This is a genomic window from Mycobacterium sp. 012931 (genome assembly GCF_000419295.1).
Classification (GTDB): Bacteria; Actinomycetota; Actinomycetes; order Mycobacteriales; family Mycobacteriaceae; genus Mycobacterium; species Mycobacterium marinum.
Window position 1 is genome coordinate 725,863 of the sequence record NZ_AOPX01000001.1, and the last position, 18,711, is coordinate 744,573.

Sequence of the window (18,711 nt, forward strand, 5' to 3'; positions counted from 1 at the left end):
CGGCCCGTCCTGGTCGCGGTGCTAGCCGCTGTGCGGGGTGCGGGTCCACGCTCCGACCTCGGAGCGTCCGATAACCGTCGCGCCCAGATCGCTGACCTCCTCGAGCAGCCGCTGCGTCAGCGTTTCAATACCGACCTCGGTCGCGGTCGCCACACCCTGGGCCTGGATGGTCGGCAGCAGCGTCTCAACCAGATCGGCGAGGGCTTGTAGCCACACCGCGGCCGCACGCCCGGCCCCTATGAAGGTCCGCATGGTCAACGTCGGTGCCGGTAGCCCGGCACCGGTGAAGGCGTTGTGTAGGCGGTCGGCCATGTCCCAGGAGGTGTGGGTGCGGTCCAACGCCTCGCGGATCCAGTGACAGCAGCGGTCGTGGGTGGGCGCCGGTGGCGACGAGCGGACGGCACTCCAGTCCGGCTCGTGAAACGCCACGATCCCGCCAGACACCAGATGTTGAGACAGTCGGTGCAGCATGGCGGCGGGATCGGCCTGGAAGGTCAGGACGTAGCGGCCCACAATCGCATCGAATGGCCGCTCGAAGCTCAAGTCGGCGGGGTCACCCAGCCGGAAGCGAACGGTTTCGGATAGCCCCCGCGCCGCCGCGGTCGCCGATGCCGCGCTCACCGCGCCGGCCGCCCGGTCCGTTCCGACCACCTCGCCGCCGGGCATCGTCAGCTCCGAGGCGAGAAACGCGACGTCTCCGGGACCGCTGCCCACATCGAGCACCCGCATCCCGGGCTCAAGGCCCGCGGTGGCCAGGTACTCGCGCGTGGTCGCGTCCAGCAGGATGGCCTGGCGGCCCAGGCGGCCCAACTCGTAGTCCGAATGGCCCAGTACATAGTCGGGTCGGTTCACATTCACCACGATTGATCCTTGATTCGGTGATCGGGAGCAAATCCGCAACATTGCAGTGCGCGCATGGTCGGTGTGACGAGTTCGGCGCACAACGACCCTCATGCCGGGAAAGTGGGCGACCAGCCGAGGTCAGACAGATGATTTGTGGAGCCTAGGGGAATCGAACCCCTGACACCCGCCTTGCAAAGGCGGTGCTCTACCAACTGAGCTAAGGCCCCTCGTCGTGACCGGGTGGATAACCGGGTACGAATCCAGAATCCGGATCCGGCGCCACGTGCCAGACCTCGACGCTGCGCCGTGCCCGCACCGATGCTGCTACCACAGCAGTCGCTACCAGCAGCAACACGAGCCGCACGCTATGTCTTGATGGGCACATGGTCGTGGGCCTAGGAGGACTCGAACCTCCGACCTCTTCGTTATCAGCGAAGCGCTCTAACCGCCTGAGCTATAGGCCCGTATTGCGCATACGGCCGAGCGACGAGATTACCGCAATGGGTGCCCGACTCCCAAAACCGCAAGTCGCGATCGGCCAGGGTGACCTCGATACCGCCGATCAGATCGGTCGCCAGGTTGTAGATAAATGCCGCGATGGTGGCCATCGCCGTCATCAAAACGATGTTCACCAAGCCGATCAGCACGGCACCGCCGAAGATGGTTCCGCTGGAGACCAGCTCCGCGCTACTGCCGCTGGTGTTGTTCAGCAGGTCGCCGACGTTGCTGTTGAGCTTGGCCCACACGCCCATACCGCCCAGAACCAGGTACAGGAAGGCCACCGCGATCATCCAGATGAAGAACAGCGCCACCGAGAGCAGCCCCGACACCTTCAGCGTGCTCCACGGATCGATCCGTCGGATCTGCATGCTGGCCCGTACCGGGCCGCGCGCCGCCCGCCGAGACGACACCTGAAAGCGCGATTCCCGCGATTCCCGGGCTTCGGCGGCCGCCGACCGTGCCGCACCGGCCATCGGATGGGCCCCGGAATTGTCCGCCCCACGATCGGGGGCGGGCTTGCGCTGCACGGGTCGGGGAGCCGGTCCGGACAGATCGGGCAGTTCGCTGGCGTAGACCTCCGCCGGGAGGTTCTCGCCACGCACCGGTGGGGCTTCGGCCTCCGGCGGCGGGGCCTTGACCGGAGCCGGCCCGCCGGCCGGCGCCGACGTACCGGAGATGAAGCGGCTCAGCCGGGCGTCGGCGGCCGACGTCGGACCGGGCACCCGCCCCTCACCGGACTGTTCGGGTGGGCGTGGCCCCGGGTTTCCCGGTCGCGCCGCGCCCCGCTGCCAGGGCGGTGAATCCGCTGGATCGGGTAGCCGGCCGGGCCCCGTCCCCGCCCGGTGTACGCCGGAACGGTCGACCGCGGCGTCCCCATTGAAGTTGTCGCCCATATTGGGGGCGCCTGGATCGTTCGGTGAGGTCACCCGGACTCCTAACGTATGTACCCAGGTCGCTGAGTCTAATGGCCCCACGCTTTGCCCCAGGGCGGGGGTACCCCGCCCCGGCCCTAGTTGCTGGACTCGTCGGTGTCGGTTGCTTCCGCGACAGCTTCGTCGGCGTTTTCTTCAGCGTTGCGGGCGATGGCCAACAGCGTGTCACCCTCGCCGAGGTTCATCAACCGAACGCCCTTGGTCTGCCGTCCCGCCTTGCGGACCTGGCGAGCCGCGGTACGGATGACACCGCCACCGGAGGTGATCGCGTAGAGCTCGCTGTCGTCATCGACGATCAGCGCGCCGACCAGCCGGCCACGCCGGCGGTCGTACATGATGGTCAGCACGCCCTTGCCGCCGCGGCCCTGGACCGGATACTCCTCGATCCCAGTGCGTTTGGCGTAGCCGCCCGCCGTGGCCACCAGCAAGTAGGTGCCCTCTCGGACCACATTCAGCGACAGCAGCCGGTCATCGGCGTTGAACCGCATGCCCTGCACGCCGGAGGTGGCCCGGCCCATCGGCCGCAGCGCCTCGTCGGTCGCCGAGAACCGAATCGACTGACCGTTCGCCGAGACCAGCAACAGGTCTTCCTCGGACGAACACAGCACGGCGCCAACGAGTTCGTCTTCACCGCGCAGGTTGATCGCCACGATCCCCCCGGAGCGGTTGGAGTCGAAGTCGGTCAACTTGGATTTCTTGACCAACCCGTTCTGGGTGGCCAGCACCAAGTAGGGCGCGTCCTCATAGCTCTTGATCTGGATCACCTGGGCGATGCGTTCCTCGGGCTGGAATGCCAACAGGTTCGCCACGTGCTGCCCACGCGCGGTGCGTAACGCCTCGGGCAGTTCGTAGGCCTTGGCCCGATAGACCCGGCCCTGGGTGGTGAAGAACAAGATCCAGTCATGCGTTGAGCAGACGAAGAAGTGCCGGACGATGTCGTCTTGCTTGAGACCGGCACCCTGCACGCCCTTGCCGCCGCGCTTCTGGCTGCGGTACAGGTCGGTCTTGGTCCGCTTGGCGTAGCCGGTTTCGGTGATCGTGACGACGACGTCCTCGCGGGCGATCAAGTCCTCATCGCTCACGTCGCCGTCGGCGGCGATGATCCGGGTACGACGGTCGTCGCCGTGCTTGTCGACGATCTCGGCGAGTTCGTCCCGCACGATGGCGCGCTGGCGTTCCGGTTTGGCCAGGATGTCTTCCAGATCGGCGATCTCGGCCTCGATCTTGGCCAGATCGTCGACGATGCGCTGGCGTTCCAGGGCGGCCAGCCGCCGCAGCTGCATGTCCAGGATGGCCTGGGCCTGGATCTCGTCGATGTCGAGCAACTCGATCAGGCCGGCGCGGGCGATGTCGACCGTCTGCGACGCCCGGATCAGTGCGATCACCTCGTCGAGCGCGTCCAGCGCCTTGACCAGACCGCGCAGAATGTGGGCCCGCTCATTGGCTTTTCGCAGCCGGTAGGTGGTGCGTCGGATGATCACGTCGAGTTGGTGTTCGACGTAGTAGCGGATCATCTGGTCCAGACGCAGGGTGCGCGGTACGCCATCGACGATGGACAGCATGTTGGCGCCGAAGCTGGTCTGCAGCTGGGTGTGCTTGTAGAGGTTGTTGAGGACCACCTTGGCCACGGCGTCGCGTTTGATCTCGACGACGATCCGCAGGCCCACCCGGTCGCTGGACTGATCCTCGATGTTGGAGATGCCGGCCAGTTTGCCGTCGCGAACCTGCTCGGCAATCGAGGTGATGAAGTTGTCGTGGTTGACCTGATACGGCAGCTCGGTGATGACCAGTGATGTCCGGCCGCGCGAATCTTCCTCTATCTCAACGACTCCGCGCATCCGGATGGAACCGCGACCGGTCTTGTAGGCATCGGAGATGCCTTGGGTACCGACGATCAGACCCGAGGTGGGGAAGTCGGGTCCCTTGACGCGGTCGGTGACCGCGGCCAGCGTCGCCTCTTCGTCGGCGTCGTGGTTTTCCAGGCACCAGAACACCGCTTCGGCGAGTTCACGCAAGTTGTGCGGCGGGATGTTGGTGGCCATGCCGACCGCGATGCCGCCGGACCCGTTGGCCAACAGGTTGGGGAACCGGCTGGGCAACACCGTCGGTTCCTGCACCCGACCGTCGTAGTTCGGGATGAAATCGACTGTCTCCTCGTCGATTTCACGCAACATTTCCATCGCCAGCGGGGTCAGGCGAGCCTCGGTGTACCGCATGGCGGCTGGCGGGTCATTACCCGGCGACCCAAAGTTACCCTGACCGTCGACCAGCGGGTAGCGCAGCGACCACGGCTGCGCCATCCGCACCAAGGTGTCATAGATCGACGCGTCACCGTGCGGGTGGTAGTTACCCATCGTTTCGGCGACCGAGCGCGCCGACTTGGCGTGACTGCGGTCCGGCCGGAACCCGGAGTCATACATGGCATAGAGCACACGGCGGTGTACCGGCTTGAGCCCGTCGCGGACTTCGGGCAGGGCCCGGCCGACGATGACGCTCATCGCGTAGTCGATGTAGCTGCGCTGCATCTCCTGCTGAATGTCGACCGGTTCTATCCGGTCACTAGCTTCACCACCAGGCGGCAGCGTCGTGTCTGTCATCTATTCCTCGTTTGCTCAGTCAAAACACGGACTCGGGGTCTAAACGTCCAGGAACCGAACGTCTTTGGCATTACGGGTGATAAAGCTGCGGCGTGCATCGACGTCTTCGCCCATCAGAATGGAGAACAATTCGTCGGCGGCCGCCGCATCGTCGAGGGTCACCTGGCGCAGCACCCGAACCGATGGGTCCATCGTGGTTTCCCACAGCTCCTTGGCGTCCATCTCGCCCAGACCTTTGTAACGCTGAATGCCGTCTTCCTTGTTGATCTTCTTGCCGGCTTTGAGCCCAGCCTCGAGGAGGCCGTCGCGCTCCCGATCGGAGTAGGCGAACTCGGGTTCGGTGCGCTGCCACTTCAACTTGTACAGCGGCGGCTGTGCCAGGAACACGTGGCCGTTCTCGATCAGCGGACGCATGAAGCGGAACAACAGGGTCAACAACAACGTGGAGATGTGTTGGCCGTCGACGTCGGCGTCGGCCATCAAGACGATCTTGTGATAGCGCAGCTTCGAGAGGTCGAATTCGTCGTGAATACCGGTACCCAACGCGGTGATGATCGCCTGGACTTCAGTGTTTTTCAGGACTCGGTCGATGCGTGCCTTTTCGACATTGATGATCTTGCCGCGCAGCGGCAGGATCGCCTGGAACATCGAATCGCGGCCACTCTTTGCCGAGCCGCCGGCGGAGTCACCCTCCACCACATACAGTTCCGACTTGCGCGGATCTGTCGAGCGGCAGTCGGCCAACTTACCGGGCAGCCCACCGAGATCGGTTGCGCTCTTGCGCCGCACCAACTCTCGCGCCTTGCGCGCGGCGAGACGTGCCTGCGCCGAGGAGACCGCCTTGTTCACAATGGTTTTGGCTTCCGAAGGATTGGCCTCGAACCAGTGGGTGAGCTGCTCGTTGCAAACCTTCTGGACAAACGACTTGACCTCGGTGTTGCCCAGCTTGGTCTTTGTCTGACCCTCGAACTGCGGCTCTGCCACCCGCACCGAGATGACCGCGGCCAACCCCTCGCGGATGTCGTCACCGGTGAGGTTGGGGTCCTTGTCCTTGAGCAGCTTCTTGTCTTTGGCGTACTTGTTCACCACCGAGGTCAACGCACTGCGGAAGCCTTCTTCGTGCGTTCCACCCTCATGGGTGTTGATGGTGTTGGCGAAGGTGTGCACCGACTCGGAGTAGCCACCGTTCCACTGCATCGCGATTTCGACTTCGTGGCCGGAGCCCTTGCCCTCGAAGTCGACGATGCTCTGCTGAATAGGACTCTTGGTGCGGTTGATGTGCTTGACGAAATCGACCAAACCGCCGGGATAGTGGAAGGTGCGGCTCTTGACCTTGTGCGGCGCGGTCGATTCGGCGGCCTTCTCCTGGGCGGACTTTGGTGCTTCGGCGGTATCACTGACGACGTCGTCGACGACCTCGTCCGGGGTGACCCGCTCGTCGGTGAGATTGATGGTCAGGCCCTTGTTGAGGAACGCCATCTCCTGCAGGCGCCGCGCCACCGTCTCGAAGTCGTATTCGGTGGTCTCAAAGATGTCCGGGTCGGCCCAGAACCGGATGGTGGTTCCGGTCTTCTTGGTTGCCTCGCCCTGTTTGAGGGTGCCCGGCTGGGCGCGGTCGTAGAACTGCGACCACTCGTATCCGTCGCGCTTGATGTCGACTTCCAGTCGGGTGGACAGCGCGTTGACCACCGACACACCCACGCCGTGCAGACCACCACTGACGTTGTAACCACTGTTCTCGCCGCCGAACTTGCCGCCGGCGTGCAGTTGGGTCATGACGACGTCGACGGTCGGGGCGCCGGTGGCGTGCATCGCGACCGGAATGCCTCGGCCGTTGTCAGCGACCTCGACACTGCCGTCATCGAGCAGCCGCACGTTCACCTGAGTGGCGTAGCCGGCCATCGCCTCGTCCACCGAGTTGTCGACGACCTCCCACACCAGGTGGTGCAGACCGCGCTCACCGGTGGACCCGATGTACATACCGGGGCGTTTACGGACGGCCTCGAGGCCTTCGAGAACGGTGATCGCCGAAGCGCCGTAGTCGTCTTGTGCCTTCTTCTTCTGGGCAGCCACGGTCCGAATGTTCTCCTCGGGGTTGGATGCGCGCGGTCCAGTCACCGCAGCAGTCACTCCTCCACTCTACCGTGAGTGGTTGTCCGCACCGATTCTCTGGGCGCGTTTCTACCTATCTAACTGCGCCGTGCGCTCGATATCTTGCTTCCCGATGCGTCCCGACGTTAGAGATGCGGGTCCATCTCGTCCTAGCCGATCTGAGACCTCCATGGCCGTGGACTCGATTCGAGGGGTCGCATTTGTCCGCGTGGGACCTAGCCGTAGGTGTCGCGAGGGCCTCTACCAGCGATGTGTCGGGGCCCTTTGCGCCACGACGGACTGGCCGGGCCGGTGATCTTGAGCGAGGTCACCATGCCGTTGCCCACCGCTGCGGCGATCTTGGCCAACAGTTGTGATTGCATGATCCGCAACTGTGTCGCCCACGCCGTTGATTCGGCCGTCACACTCAACACACCCTCATTGAGCGCCGTGGGCGTTGCGTGATCGGCGATCTGCGCGCCGACCACTTGACTCCACTGACCCAGCACGGTGCCTTCCGCGACGTGACCGGACCACCCGCGCTTTTTCGCCAAGTCGCGCGTCAGCTTGCCCAACGGTTGCGGATCCCTGGTGTCCGGCCCGGGTCCTGACCAACTACGGCGTCGCCCCGCCACACGTCGCGGCGCGGGCCCCGCGGCGAAACCTCGCCCCGGGTCTTGGCCACGGGCGCGCGCTGCCGCCCGCGCTTCGGCCAAAGTACGCCGCACCAAGTCCATGCCGGGCAATTCGTCACGTGCTGCGCCGTCACCGGGCCCGGGCTGTTCGCCGTCACCGTTCACGACTGCACCGCCGATACCCGGCCGTCGGCACTGTCACGCAGATCGATATGCACCTTGCGAGCATCCCAGCCCGAAGGGATGTCTTCGAGCACCGCCGCGGTTACCAAGACTTGTTCGGCCGACTCGGCGACCCTTGCCAAAGCCGTGCGACGGGCGGCATCGAGCTCAGCGAACACATCGTCGAGTAACAAGACCGGTTCGCTACCGTCGGCGCGCAGCAGCGCAAAGGCCGCCAATCGCAGCGCCACCGCCATTGACCATGACTCCCCATGGCTGGCAAAGCCCTTTGCCGGCTGGTCGCCGAGACGCAATTCCAAGTCGTCACGGTGCGGACCCACCAGACACACACCCCGCTCCAACTCGGCATCACGGCGCGCGGCCAACGCCGCCAACAACCCTTCTTCCAGGGTGACACGATCCGGCGCGGCGTCGTCGGCAGCCACGAATGCATCCATGCTGGCTCGATACGCGATCGCCGCTGACCGCGACTCCGGCGCCAGCAGCTGATATGCCTTCTCCACTTCCGGTGCCAGTAGACGCACCAAATCAATGCGGGCCGCCATCAGTTCCGCACCATGTTGCGCCAGCCGGCTGTCCCATACATCTAAGGTGTCCAACGCGCCGCGGTCTCCCCGAAACCGTGCTCCTGAAACGGATTTCAGCAATGCGGTGCGCTGCCGCAGCACCTTGTCGTAGTCGGCACGCACGCCGGCGATGGTCGGTCGGCGCAACGTCGCCAAGTCATCGAGGTAGCGGCGACGATCCGCCGGGTCCCCACTCACCAAGGCCAGATCTTCGGGGGCAAACAACACCGCCCGCAAAACACCGATCACCTCGCGCGTGCTGCGCACCGGTGATCGATTCAACCGCGCCTTGTTAGCACGGCCTGCGGCGATCTCCAGATCCACCGCACATTCTCGACCGTCATTGACCACGATCGTCGAGATCACCGCTCGGTCGGCACCCGCGCGGATCAACGGCGCGTCGGTACCGACCCGGTGCGACCCCAATGTGGCCGAATACCACAGCGCCTCAATGATATTGGTCTTGCCAAATCCGTTCGGACCGACGAACACCGTTCGTCCGGGCCCCAGTTCAAGATCCGCGTGCGCCCACGAACGGAAATCACGCAATCCCAAATGCCGGACGTACACCTATTTCGGCACCATGGTGGTCAGCCCGGCAACCGAACCGGCATCAACAGATAGACGTAGTCGGTCGGCACCGCCGCGAAGGGACCTTGATCCCCGGGACCGCTGACAATCCGGTCCTCAGCGGACGCTGGCCGCAACAGCGCCGGCTTGCCCGGCGTGGTGAAACCGAACGACACCCGCTCGGAATGCAACGAGGCCAACCCGTCGATCAGATATGTCGGGTTGAACGCGATGGTCAAGGGTTGACCCGCGAACTCAACGGCGATGTCTTCTTCGGCCCGTCCGACGTCATCGGCTCCGGCCGAAAGCCGCAACATTCCATCGGCGAACTCCATGCGCACCTGGGCGCCGCGGTCGGCCACCAAGGCGACCAGCTTGATCGCCTCGGTCAGCTCAGCCACATCGGCGCTGGCCACCGCGGTGTGTTCGGCCGGCAACAGCTGACGGAACTTGGGAAACTCCGCATCAAGGAGCCGCGTGGTGCTGCGCTTGCCGTCACCGCTGATACCCAGCAGGCCGTCCTTGCCAACCCCCATACCGGCGCCCAACGACAACCGGACTTCCGAACCATCGGTGTTGGCTTTGGCCGCCTCGCCCAGGGTCTTGGCCGGCACCAACACCGCCGCCTCGATGTCCGGGGACAACGCATTCCAGGTCAACTCGCGAACTGCCAGGCGGAACCGGTCGGTGGCCGCCAAAACCACTTTCTCGCCTGAGATCTCGACACGAATACCGGTCAACATGGGCAAGGTGTCATCACGACCTGCGGCGATGGCGACCTGACCGATCGCCTCGGAGAACAGCTCGGCGGGCAGCGTGCCGGTGTCCTCGGGCAGTGTGGGCAGCGTCGGGTAATCCTCAACCGCCATCGTCGGAAGTGAAAACCTGGCGTTCCCACAGGTCAGCGCGACGCGGTTACCGTCGACGTAGAAGTCGACCGGCTTGTTCGGCAGTGCCCGGGTAATGTCGGACAGCAATCGCCCTGATACCAAAACCGTTCCAGGAGAAGCGATTTCGGCGGGAACCCGGACTTCTGCGGAAACCTCGTAGTCAAAACCCGAGATGGTCAGCCCCTCGTCGGAGCCGGTCAACAACACCCCCGACAGCACCGGCACCGCAGGCCTGGTGGTCAAGTTTTTTGCGACCCACGACACCGCATCGGCGAAGGACTCGCGCACCAAACGAAATTTCAAGTCGGTGAGACCAGCTCGTGTCGTAGCCGCGTCCATTGCGTCCCTTCACCTAACAGTGAGTTCAAAACCCGTAAATCCATGAGCCGACTTTGCCGCCGGCAGGTGGGACTGACCGCTTCGTACGTCAGTGGCGTGTAGTTACACCAAGACGTCCGCAACGACAGTCGAACACCAACCGTAGAGCTTCAAGCCCGAACTTGAAAGCTCGCTGTCAGTGACGACAAGTCAGCCGACACGCGCTGCGATGCGGCGCTGTGTAGCGGATGTCCCCAAAGCTGTTCTTCAAAGAACAATCATCGAAGAGATCTCAATAACAGTAATAAGGGGTGTTAATTCTGGGGACAGCCGGGTCTTGACGCAGCTAGAGGACCGGTGGGGCTGTGGATCACGCTGCGGGTGGCTGTGTGGTCTGTGTTGGCCTGTTGGGGATGGGACGGGCGGTGTGCACTCCAGTCCGAAAATTACATGAATGTCTGCAGCCGTTTGTGCACAGGACTAGACACACCGGCGTCGTGTAACTCGTGTGACTAACGTGAGAGAAGTTTTTTGCAGAAATTACTGGAGCTGGCCGCGGATCAGCGCTTGGAGCGCTGCCGAATGCGGGTGGTGAGCTCCTTGACGTGATCGAAGACCTCACGGCGCTCGGCCATTTCGGACAGGATCTTGCGCTGGGCGTACATGACCGTGGTGTGGTCGCGCCCGAATGCCTGGCCGATCTTGGGTAGTGACAGGTCAGTGAGCTCCCGGCACAGGTACATAGCGATCTGTCGCGACTGAGCTAGCGCTCGGGTCTTGCCAGGGCCGCGGAGCTCTTCGACCGTGGTGTCGAAGTATTCGGCGGTGGCAGCCATGATGGTGGCCGCGCTGATTTGCATGGTGCCGGCGTCGGCGATCAGATCACGCAGCACGATCTCGGCAAGTGCCTTGTCGATGGGGGTCTTGTTCAACGAGGCAAACGCGGTGACACGGATGAGCGCACCCTCGAGTTCGCGAATGTTGCGTTCGATGCTGCTGGCGATCAGTTCTAGGACATCGTCGGGCACCGCGAGTCGCTCCATCTGCGCCTTCTTGCGCAAGATCGCGATGCGGGTTTCCAGCTCGGGGGGTTGAACGTCGGTGATCAGTCCCCACTCGAACCGGGTTCTGAGCCGGTCTTCGAGAGTGGCCAGCTGTTTGGGCGGCCGGTCCGAGGAGATCACGATCTGCTTGTTCGCGTTGTGCAACGTGTTGAAGGTGTGGAAGAACTCTTCCTGGATACCTTCTTTGCCTTCGATGAACTGGATGTCATCGACGAGCAATACGTCGACGTCGCGGTAACTGCGTTTGAAGGCGACTTTGCGGTCATCACGCAGCGAGTTGATGAAGTCGTTGGTGAATTCCTCGGTGGACACGTATTTGACGCGCATGCCCGGGAACAAACGCTGTGCGTAGTTCCCCGCGGCGTGCAGCAGGTGTGTTTTGCCCAGTCCGGACTCGCCCCAGATGAAAAGTGGGTTGTAGGCACGGGCGGGTGCCTCGGCGATCGCCAGAGTGGCCGCGTGCGCGAATCGGTTGGAGGCTCCGATGACGAAGGTGTCGAACGTGTAGCGGCGGTTGAGGCTGGTACCGCCGGCGCTAGCGCTGGTATCAGTGTCGGTTGAGCGCTTCTTGAAGTGCGTCGGCCAGCTTTGCCGCGAATTTGGCGCGTTTTCGCCAAAGTCATCGATCTCGTCGGAGACTTCTTGTGACGTTTCTGGTGACGCTTCGAGGCCGGGGTCCTCGACCGCGGCGGCCACCGAATCGTCATCATCGTCGGCGGGCGGCGGGGCGATGCGGACGCCGAGCTGGATCTGTTGTCCAAGCCGACGGCTCAGCGCTGCGGTGATCGGGGTGCGCAGGTGGCGTTCGATCTCGTTTTGCACAAAGCTGCTCGGGACCGACAGCAGAGCAAACCCCTCAACGATGGTGAGCGGTTGGACGAGGTTCAACCAAGCTCTTTGCTGGGGGGTTAGTGGACTGCTCAAAGTGGTGCCGGTGCCGGCATCACCATCAGTGTTGGGTTCTCCGTTGAGCTCAGCGACGACGGCATTCCACACTGCGGCGAAACCGGAACCGGGGTCATTGGTCAACGACGCATCTCCCTGATCCGACATAGCAGTGGAATTATGGGCCACACTATCCACACCGTTATGCACAGGTGCGGAAAGGACGACCAATGGCGGGCCACAGCCTATCGGCAACGGCTCGCGATCTCCGCGCTGCGTACAACCAAGCGGTTGTCTGGGCAGCTAGTTGATCCGCCATCCTCGCTTCATTGTCGGCCGCCGTTTCAATCCGAAAACAGCACTGCCCGAAGCTAACAGTTTTCGGTGCGGCTGCCAACAGTTCTCTGGTATTCGGTTGAGGGTTGGCTGTGAGGGTGGTTTTGTGACTCAGATTTGGCGGTCGACTCGGTTCAGGGTGGGTCTATTGAGGCTGGCGAGGAGGTTTGACCAGGAGAAGGCTCGTCAGTACCCTCAAACAGTAGCCCGAAAGTAGGCGATGCGGCTGCGACCTGAATCTTGTATTGAGGGACCGCGCCGGCCAGTAGCGAGACCACCTCCGGCCGACAGTGAGGATGTTGGCGGCCGGTTGGTTATGCCAGAGAAACCGAGGAGAATGTCGTGGCCAAGGGCAAGCGGACCTTCCAGCCGAACAACCGGCGGCGAGCCCGCGTTCACGGCTTCCGTCTGCGGATGCGGACCCGCGCTGGGCGGGCCATTGTTACTGGTCGGCGCCGTAAGGGCCGCCGTGCATTAACTGCCTGATCGCAGCGCCGGGTTTCCCAGCGGTGCTGTCCGGACGCAACCGCATGAGGCGGTCGACTGATTTTGACGCGACGGTCAGACAAGGGGTGCGCACCGTGCAGCCCGACGTCATCGTTCACGTCCGTCGGGCCAAGGAATGCGCTGCAAACAGCAGCCCCCGGGTTGGGCTGATCATCGCCAAGTCCGTGGGTACAGCAGTGGAACGTCACCGAGTTGCGCGTCGACTGCGACATGTCGCCCGTCCGATGCTGATGAACCTTCACCCGTGCGATCGAGTTGTGATTCGTGCGTTGCCGAGCAGCCGCCACGTGTCCTCGGCATGGCTGGAGCAGCAACTGCGTAGCGGATTGCGACGGGCGTTCGAATCGGCGGGTGCCGACCGGTGACCTCGTTGGCATCGAGTGGCCCAGGCATGGTGAGAACCAGCGGCCGGTTGGCAGCGCGCGGACTCATTTATGTGATCGAGCTTTATCGGCACATGGTCTCGCCGTTGCGGCCGGCCTCGTGTCGTTTTATCCCAACCTGCAGTCAGTACGCGGTGGATGCGCTTTCCGAGTACGGACTGATTCGGGGCAGTTGGCTGACGGTCGCCCGACTCGCAAAGTGTGGGCCGTGGCACCAAGGGGGTTGGGATCCGATACCGGAGCGCCAGGGTTGCCGGGCCGACGAGGCTGGGTGCAGTCCCGCGGTGAAGCAAGGGGAGAGTGAGTTTTTTGTTTGATTTTTTCAGCCTCGACTTCGTCTACTACCCGGTGTCGTGGATCATGTGGGTTTGGTACAAGCTGTTCGCTTTGGTGCTAGGCCCCTCGAACTTCTTCGCCTGGGCGCTGTCGGTGATGTTCTTGGTCTTCACATTGCGCGCCCTGCTGTACAAGCCGTTCGTGCGCCAGATCCGGACCACGCGGCAAATGCAGGAGCTGCAGCCACAGATCAAGGCGTTGCAGAAGAAGTACGGCAAGGATCGCCAGCGCATGGCGCTCGAGATGCAGAAGCTGCAACGGGAGCACGGGTTCAACCCGATCCTGGGCTGTCTGCCGATGCTTGCGCAGATTCCGGTGTTCTTGGGGCTTTACCACGTGTTGCGTTCGTTCAATCGGACAACGGGTGGGTTCGGTCAGCCGCACTTATCAGTGGTGGAGAACCGGCTCACCGGAAACTATGTCTTCACCCCGACCGATGTGGGCCACTTCCTGGACGCGAACCTGTTCGGCGCGCCGATCGGTGCCTCGATGACGCAGCGAGGCGGGCTGGACGCTTTCGTCGATTTCAGTCGGCCCGCGGTGATCGCGGTGGGTGTTCCGGTGATGGTTCTGGCCGGTGTCGCAACCTACTTCAACAGTCGGGCCTCGGTCGCTCGGCAGAGTCCCGAGGCGGCCGCCAACCCGCAGACCGCGATGATGAACAAACTGGCTCTCTACGTCTTTCCGCTGGGCGTGGTTGTCGGTGGGCCGTTTCTTCCGCTGGCCATCATCTTGTACTGGTTCTCGAACAACATCTGGACGTTCGGTCAACAGCACTACGTCTTCAGCATGATCGAGAAAGAGGAAGAGGCCAAAAAGCAGGAGGCCTTGGAGCGGCGGGCGGCCAACGCTCCCGCGCCGGGAGCCAAGCCGAAGCCCACACCCAAAGCGGTGGCGGGCAGCAATGGATCGCCAGCGGAGTCAGAGGACGTCTCGGACACCGACGCGACCGAGACTTCGGGCGAGGAAGCTCCGTCCGGCGACACCAAGCGGGACAAGCCGAACTCGACCGCGCGCAACAGCTCGCCAACCAATCGAACTCCGCGCCCGGGTGTGCGTCCCAAAAAACGTAAACGGTAACCGTAGGCGCGCCAGCGCCGTCGGCTCAGCCGGAGCACCGGTGCTGAGCCACTAGAGAAAAGACCCCGCGAATTTTCGCGACCACCAACCCGTGACTGAGGGGAGATAGGGCTATGACCGAGGCTGACATCACCGAACTGGAAAGTGACGTGGCAGAGAAGACACCGCCGGCCGATGGCGCCGCCGAGGGAGACGACCTCGAGGAGCGTTTGGTCGCCGAGGGCGAGATCGCCGGTGACTACTTGGAAGAGTTGTTGGACCTGCTCGACTTCGATGGGGATATCGATCTGGACGTCGAGGGCAGCCGTGCGGTGGTGAGCATCGACGGTGGCAACGACCTGATCAAGTTGGTAGGCCGTGGGGGAGAGGTCCTGGATGCGCTCCAAGAACTCACCCGGCTGGCGGTGCACCAGAAGACGGGTGTGCGCAGCCGCCTGATGCTCGACATCGCCAGCTGGCGGCGCAAGCGTCGCGAGGAGTTGGCGGCGCTGGGCGACAAGGTGGCGCGTCGGGTGGCCGACAGCGGTGAACGCGAGGAGCTGTCGCCGATGACCCCGTTCGAGCGCAAGATCGTGCACGACGCGGTGGCGGCGGTGCCGGGTGTGCACAGCGAAAGTGAAGGCGTCGAGCCGGCACGGCGCGTCGTCGTTCTGCGCGACTGATCCGTAAGCGGATCGGGACCCTGCCGTAACGGGTGCCGATCGAGTTACAGGGATGTAGTTATTGCGGTTGCGGTCTGTTGGGTGCAAGAAGAGCGGAGAATGTTTCACGTGAAACATGGCCCGACTCACGAGCCGGCCGAGAGTTCGGAGCGATGACAAAGCCCCTCGATGATGCCGCGTCGGCGATTTTCGGACCGCGCCTCGAGCTCGCCCAACGTTATGCCGATTGGCTGGCCACCGCCGGGGTCGAGCGGGGATTGCTCGGACCGCGTGAGGTGGACCGGCTCTGGGAACGTCACGTCTTGAACTCCGCGGTGATCGGTGAACTTCTCGATCACGGCGAACGCGTCGTAGACATCGGAAGCGGGGCGGGTCTGCCGGGCCTACCGTTGGCGATAGCCCGCCCCGACCTCCAGGTCGTCTTGCTGGAGCCAATGCTGCGGCGCGTCGAATTTTTGCAGGAGGTCGTCACAGACCTCGGTTTGGCCGTGGAAGTCGTGCGAGGCCGCGCGGAGGAACGGCCGGTGCGAGAGCGCCTCGGCGGCAGTGATGCCGCGGTTTCGAGAGCGGTGGCCGCGTTGGACAAACTGACGAAGTGGAGTATGCCGTTGTTGAAACGGGAGGGGCGAATGCTGGCGATCAAAGGGGAGCGAGCTCCCGATGAAGTGCGCGAGCACCGGCGTGTAATGGAGTCGTTGGGTGCCGCGGATGTCAGGGTAGTGCCATGTGGCGCGAACTACTTGCAACCGCCCGCAACCGTGGTGGTAGCACGAGGCGGGGACACCCGTGGGCCCAACCGACGGGTCTCTCCCCGGCGAACGGGGGGAGCACCGGCATGAGGCTATTACGAATTCCCGTGCCCGGTGCGGGAGGCTCCGCGGCGGCGAAGGTTGACGCTGAACCCGGCGGTGCCGCCGGGGTGGACAAGGGATCGGACGCCGCTACCGGGACACCGGCTGGTGTCGCCACGGGCGAGGCCGATGCTGCGGAAGCGGTGGAGGCGACCGGGCCGGACGCGGACGGGGTAGCGTCCGCGGCGGAATCGGCGGACAATCCGACGGTGAATGTTTCACGTGAAACATCGAGTGCGTTTGATACCCCGATCGGCGCTGCCGCCGAGCGGGCGATGCGGGTCTTGCATACGACCCATGACCCCCTGAAACCGCCGCATCAACGCCGGGTCTTCACCATCGCCAACCAGAAGGGGGGCGTCGGCAAGACCACCACCGCCGTCAACCTCGCGGCGGCCCTGGCGATCCAAGGACTCAAGACACTGGTTATCGATCTCGACCCGCAGGGCAACGCGAGCACCGCACTCGGGATCACCGATCGTCAGTCGGGCACCCCATCGTCATACGAGGTGCTGATTGGTGAACTCTCATTACGCGAGGCGCTACGGCGTAGCCCACACAGCGACCGACTCTTCTGTGTACCGGCCACTATCGATCTGGCCGGCGCGGAGATCGAGTTGGTAAGCATGGTCGCGCGCGAGAATCGCTTGCGCAACGCTCTGGCCGAGCTCGACCAATTCGACTTTGACTACGTCTTTGTGGACTGCCCGCCATCGTTGGGCCTGCTGACAATCAACGCGCTTGTGGCGGCCCCGGAGGTCCTGATCCCGATCCAGTGCGAGTACTACGCACTGGAAGGCGTCTCGCAGCTGATGCGCAACATCGAGATGGTGAAGGCTCACCTCAATCCGGACCTGGAAGTCACCACCGTCATTTTGACGATGTACGACGGGCGGACGAAACTGGCCGACCAGGTGGCCGAAGAAGTCCGCAGCTACTTCGGCGACAAGGTCCTTCGCACCGTCATACCGCGCAGCGTCAAAGTCTCCGAAGCGCCGGGCTACAGCATGACGATCATCGATTACGACCCCGGCTCGCGCGGGGCGATGAGTTACCTCGATGCCAGCCGCGAACTCGCTCAGCGTGATCGACCACAGACCGGGAAGGCACGGGCATGACGCAGCCTTCGCGCAGAAAGGGCGGCCTCGGACGGGGACTGGCCTCGCTGATACCCACCGGCCCCGCCGAAGGCGAATCCGGCGCGCAAGGCTTTGGACCCCGGATGGGTTCGGCCGCCGCCGATGTCGTTATCGGTGGCCCCGTCGCGGATGCCGCGGCGATGGGCGCGGTGTACCGAGAGATTGCGCCGGGGGATATCGAGGCGAACCCCCGCCAGCCGCGGCAGGTCTTTGATGAAGAAGCGCTGTCGGAATTGGTGCATTCCATCCGCGAGTTCGGCCTCTTACAGCCGATCGTGGTGCGCACGGTCGACGGAGCGCAAAGCGGTGCGCCCTACCAGATCGTCATGGGGGAGCGGAGGTGGCGAGCGGCTCAAGAGGCGGGGCTGGCCACCATCCCGGCCATCGTGCGGGAAACCGGCGATGACAACCTGCTGCGCGATGCTCTGCTGGAAAACATCCACCGGGTACAGCTGAATCCCTTGGAGGAAGCCGCCGCATATCAACAACTTCTCGATGAGTTTGGCGTCACCCACGATGAGCTGGCCGCCCGGATCGGCCGCTCTCGGCCGCTGATCACCAACATGATCCGGTTGCTGAAACTGCCGATCCCGGTCCAGCGGCGAGTGGCTGCGGGCGTGCTGTCCGCGGGGCATGCCCGCGCACTGCTATCGCTGGAGGCCGGCCCGGAGGCTCAGGAAGAACTGGCAAGCCGGATCGTTGCGGAAGGACTCTCGGTGCGAGCCACCGAGGAGGCGGTGACTCTGGCCAACCGCAGCGACGCAAGCACCCCGACACCGCCGCGGCGTAAGCCGATCCAGATGCCGGGACTGCAAGACGTTGCTGACCGGCTGTCGAACGCCTTCGATACCCGGGTGACAGTCAGTCTTGGCAAACGTAAGGGCAAGATCGTGGTCGAGTTCGGGTCGGTGGACGACTTGCAACGAATCATTGGAATAATGACCGATGCCGAGGCGTGACCAGCTATAAGCGGTAATTACGTCACTGTGACACTGCGTCGGTCGCGACCGCAGAAAAATCCATCCTCGGAATCCAAACCGGGTGGAGAACTGCTGTGGCTCAGTCGAATTCGTGATTGGACCGGCTCTCGGACCAGCGCGGCGGAACCGCAGCCGAGTCCCGGCCGAGCGGCCGGCGTGGTTCGGGGGGGGTCTGACGTTGGACTGGCCCGACACAAGCCCCGGGCGGTCTGGAGTGGCTAGGCCAACACTGGCCCCATCCCGGCCCACTCTCTTATTCTGGAGAGGTTGCCGTTGGCACATCAGCCGGGAGACAACTGGCTGTTGCTATCGCCGTGTGACAAGGCGAGCCGCGGGGCGGTTCTCGGAGGAGCGGGGCTGCC

Annotated in this window: 15 protein-coding genes, 2 tRNA genes and 1 pseudogene; 8 read left to right on the forward strand and 10 right to left on the reverse strand. The window is 63.7% G+C overall.

The window, feature by feature from the left end; all coding sequences use genetic code 11:
* Nucleotides 1-21: 21 nt before the first annotated feature.
* The 10 genes and pseudogenes from MMSP_RS03220 to dnaA form a co-directional block, all read right to left on the reverse strand.
* Nucleotides 22-861 (reverse strand): class I SAM-dependent methyltransferase, encoded by an 840-nt coding sequence (locus MMSP_RS03220; protein WP_015353885.1) that lies wholly within the window; start codon nt 859-861, stop codon nt 22-24.
* A gap of 136 nt (nt 862-997) precedes the next feature.
* A tRNA-Ala gene (locus MMSP_RS03225) sits at nt 998-1,070 on the reverse strand.
* Between the two features lie 163 nt (nt 1,071-1,233).
* A tRNA-Ile gene (locus MMSP_RS03230) sits at nt 1,234-1,307 on the reverse strand.
* A 63-nt stretch (nt 1,308-1,370) separates the two neighbouring features.
* Nucleotides 1,371-2,270 (reverse strand): annotated as a pseudogene (locus MMSP_RS25570) (DUF3566 domain-containing protein); the annotation flags it as partial.
* A gap of 83 nt (nt 2,271-2,353) precedes the next feature.
* Entirely contained in the window at nt 2,354-4,873 is a 2,520-nt protein-coding gene (gyrA, locus tag MMSP_RS03240) for a DNA gyrase subunit A (protein WP_020727523.1), read from the reverse strand.
* 39 nt (nt 4,874-4,912) lie between these two features.
* Nucleotides 4,913-6,946 (reverse strand): DNA topoisomerase (ATP-hydrolyzing) subunit B, encoded by a 2,034-nt coding sequence (gyrB, locus tag MMSP_RS03245; RefSeq protein ID WP_036427061.1) that lies wholly within the window; start codon nt 6,944-6,946, stop codon nt 4,913-4,915.
* Nucleotides 6,947-7,200: 254 nt separating this feature from the next.
* Nucleotides 7,201-7,764, reverse strand: coding sequence for a DUF721 family protein (locus MMSP_RS03250; RefSeq protein ID WP_015353882.1), 564 nt, complete (start codon nt 7,762-7,764; stop codon nt 7,201-7,203).
* Nucleotides 7,761-8,918, reverse strand: coding sequence for a DNA replication/repair protein RecF (gene recF / locus MMSP_RS03255; protein WP_020785460.1), 1,158 nt, complete (start codon nt 8,916-8,918; stop codon nt 7,761-7,763). The genes MMSP_RS03250 and recF overlap by 4 nt, the downstream gene beginning before the upstream one ends.
* 20 nt (nt 8,919-8,938) lie before the next feature.
* Nucleotides 8,939-10,147 carry a DNA polymerase III subunit beta gene (dnaN, locus tag MMSP_RS03260; RefSeq protein WP_015353880.1) on the reverse strand — a complete coding sequence of 403 codons (1,209 nt, stop codon included), beginning with the start codon at nt 10,145-10,147 and terminating at the stop codon, nt 8,939-8,941.
* Between the two features lie 539 nt (nt 10,148-10,686).
* Entirely contained in the window at nt 10,687-12,219 is a 1,533-nt protein-coding gene (gene dnaA / locus MMSP_RS03265) for a chromosomal replication initiator protein DnaA (RefSeq protein WP_020785461.1), read from the reverse strand.
* A gap of 534 nt (nt 12,220-12,753) precedes the next feature.
* On the opposite strand from dnaA, the gene rpmH reads away from it, so the two are divergent.
* The 8 genes from rpmH to MMSP_RS03295 all read left to right on the forward strand — a co-directional run bounded on the left by rpmH (nt 12,754) and on the right by MMSP_RS03295 (nt 18,328).
* On the forward strand, nt 12,754-12,897 hold the full coding sequence (gene rpmH / locus MMSP_RS25575; RefSeq protein ID WP_011742530.1) for a 50S ribosomal protein L34: 144 nt from the start codon (nt 12,754-12,756) through the stop codon (nt 12,895-12,897).
* A gap of 23 nt (nt 12,898-12,920) precedes the next feature.
* Entirely contained in the window at nt 12,921-13,283 is a 363-nt protein-coding gene (gene rnpA / locus MMSP_RS03270) for a ribonuclease P protein component (protein ID WP_036426071.1), read from the forward strand.
* Between the two features lie 26 nt (nt 13,284-13,309).
* Nucleotides 13,310-13,618 carry a membrane protein insertion efficiency factor YidD gene (gene yidD, locus MMSP_RS25580; RefSeq protein WP_011742528.1) on the forward strand — a complete coding sequence of 103 codons (309 nt, stop codon included), beginning with the start codon at nt 13,310-13,312 and terminating at the stop codon, nt 13,616-13,618.
* The gene (gene yidC / locus MMSP_RS03275) at nt 13,602-14,717 is read left to right on the forward strand and encodes a membrane protein insertase YidC (RefSeq protein ID WP_036426073.1); all 1,116 of its coding nucleotides are present in this window, start codon (nt 13,602-13,604) and stop codon (nt 14,715-14,717) included. The genes yidD and yidC overlap by 17 nt, the downstream gene beginning before the upstream one ends.
* 113 nt (nt 14,718-14,830) lie before the next feature.
* Entirely contained in the window at nt 14,831-15,379 is a 549-nt protein-coding gene (locus MMSP_RS03280) for a R3H domain-containing nucleic acid-binding protein (protein ID WP_020785464.1), read from the forward strand.
* A gap of 152 nt (nt 15,380-15,531) precedes the next feature.
* On the forward strand, nt 15,532-16,218 hold the full coding sequence (gene rsmG, locus MMSP_RS03285) for a 16S rRNA (guanine(527)-N(7))-methyltransferase RsmG (RefSeq protein ID WP_020785465.1): 687 nt from the start codon (nt 15,532-15,534) through the stop codon (nt 16,216-16,218).
* Complete coding sequence (locus MMSP_RS03290; RefSeq protein WP_235065657.1) at nt 16,215-17,348, forward strand: ParA family protein; 1,134 nt, start codon at nt 16,215-16,217, stop codon at nt 17,346-17,348. The genes rsmG and MMSP_RS03290 overlap by 4 nt, the downstream gene beginning before the upstream one ends.
* Complete coding sequence (locus MMSP_RS03295; protein WP_015357729.1) at nt 17,345-18,328, forward strand: ParB/RepB/Spo0J family partition protein; 984 nt, start codon at nt 17,345-17,347, stop codon at nt 18,326-18,328. The genes MMSP_RS03290 and MMSP_RS03295 overlap by 4 nt, the downstream gene beginning before the upstream one ends.
* Nucleotides 18,329-18,711 lie beyond the last annotated feature (383 nt).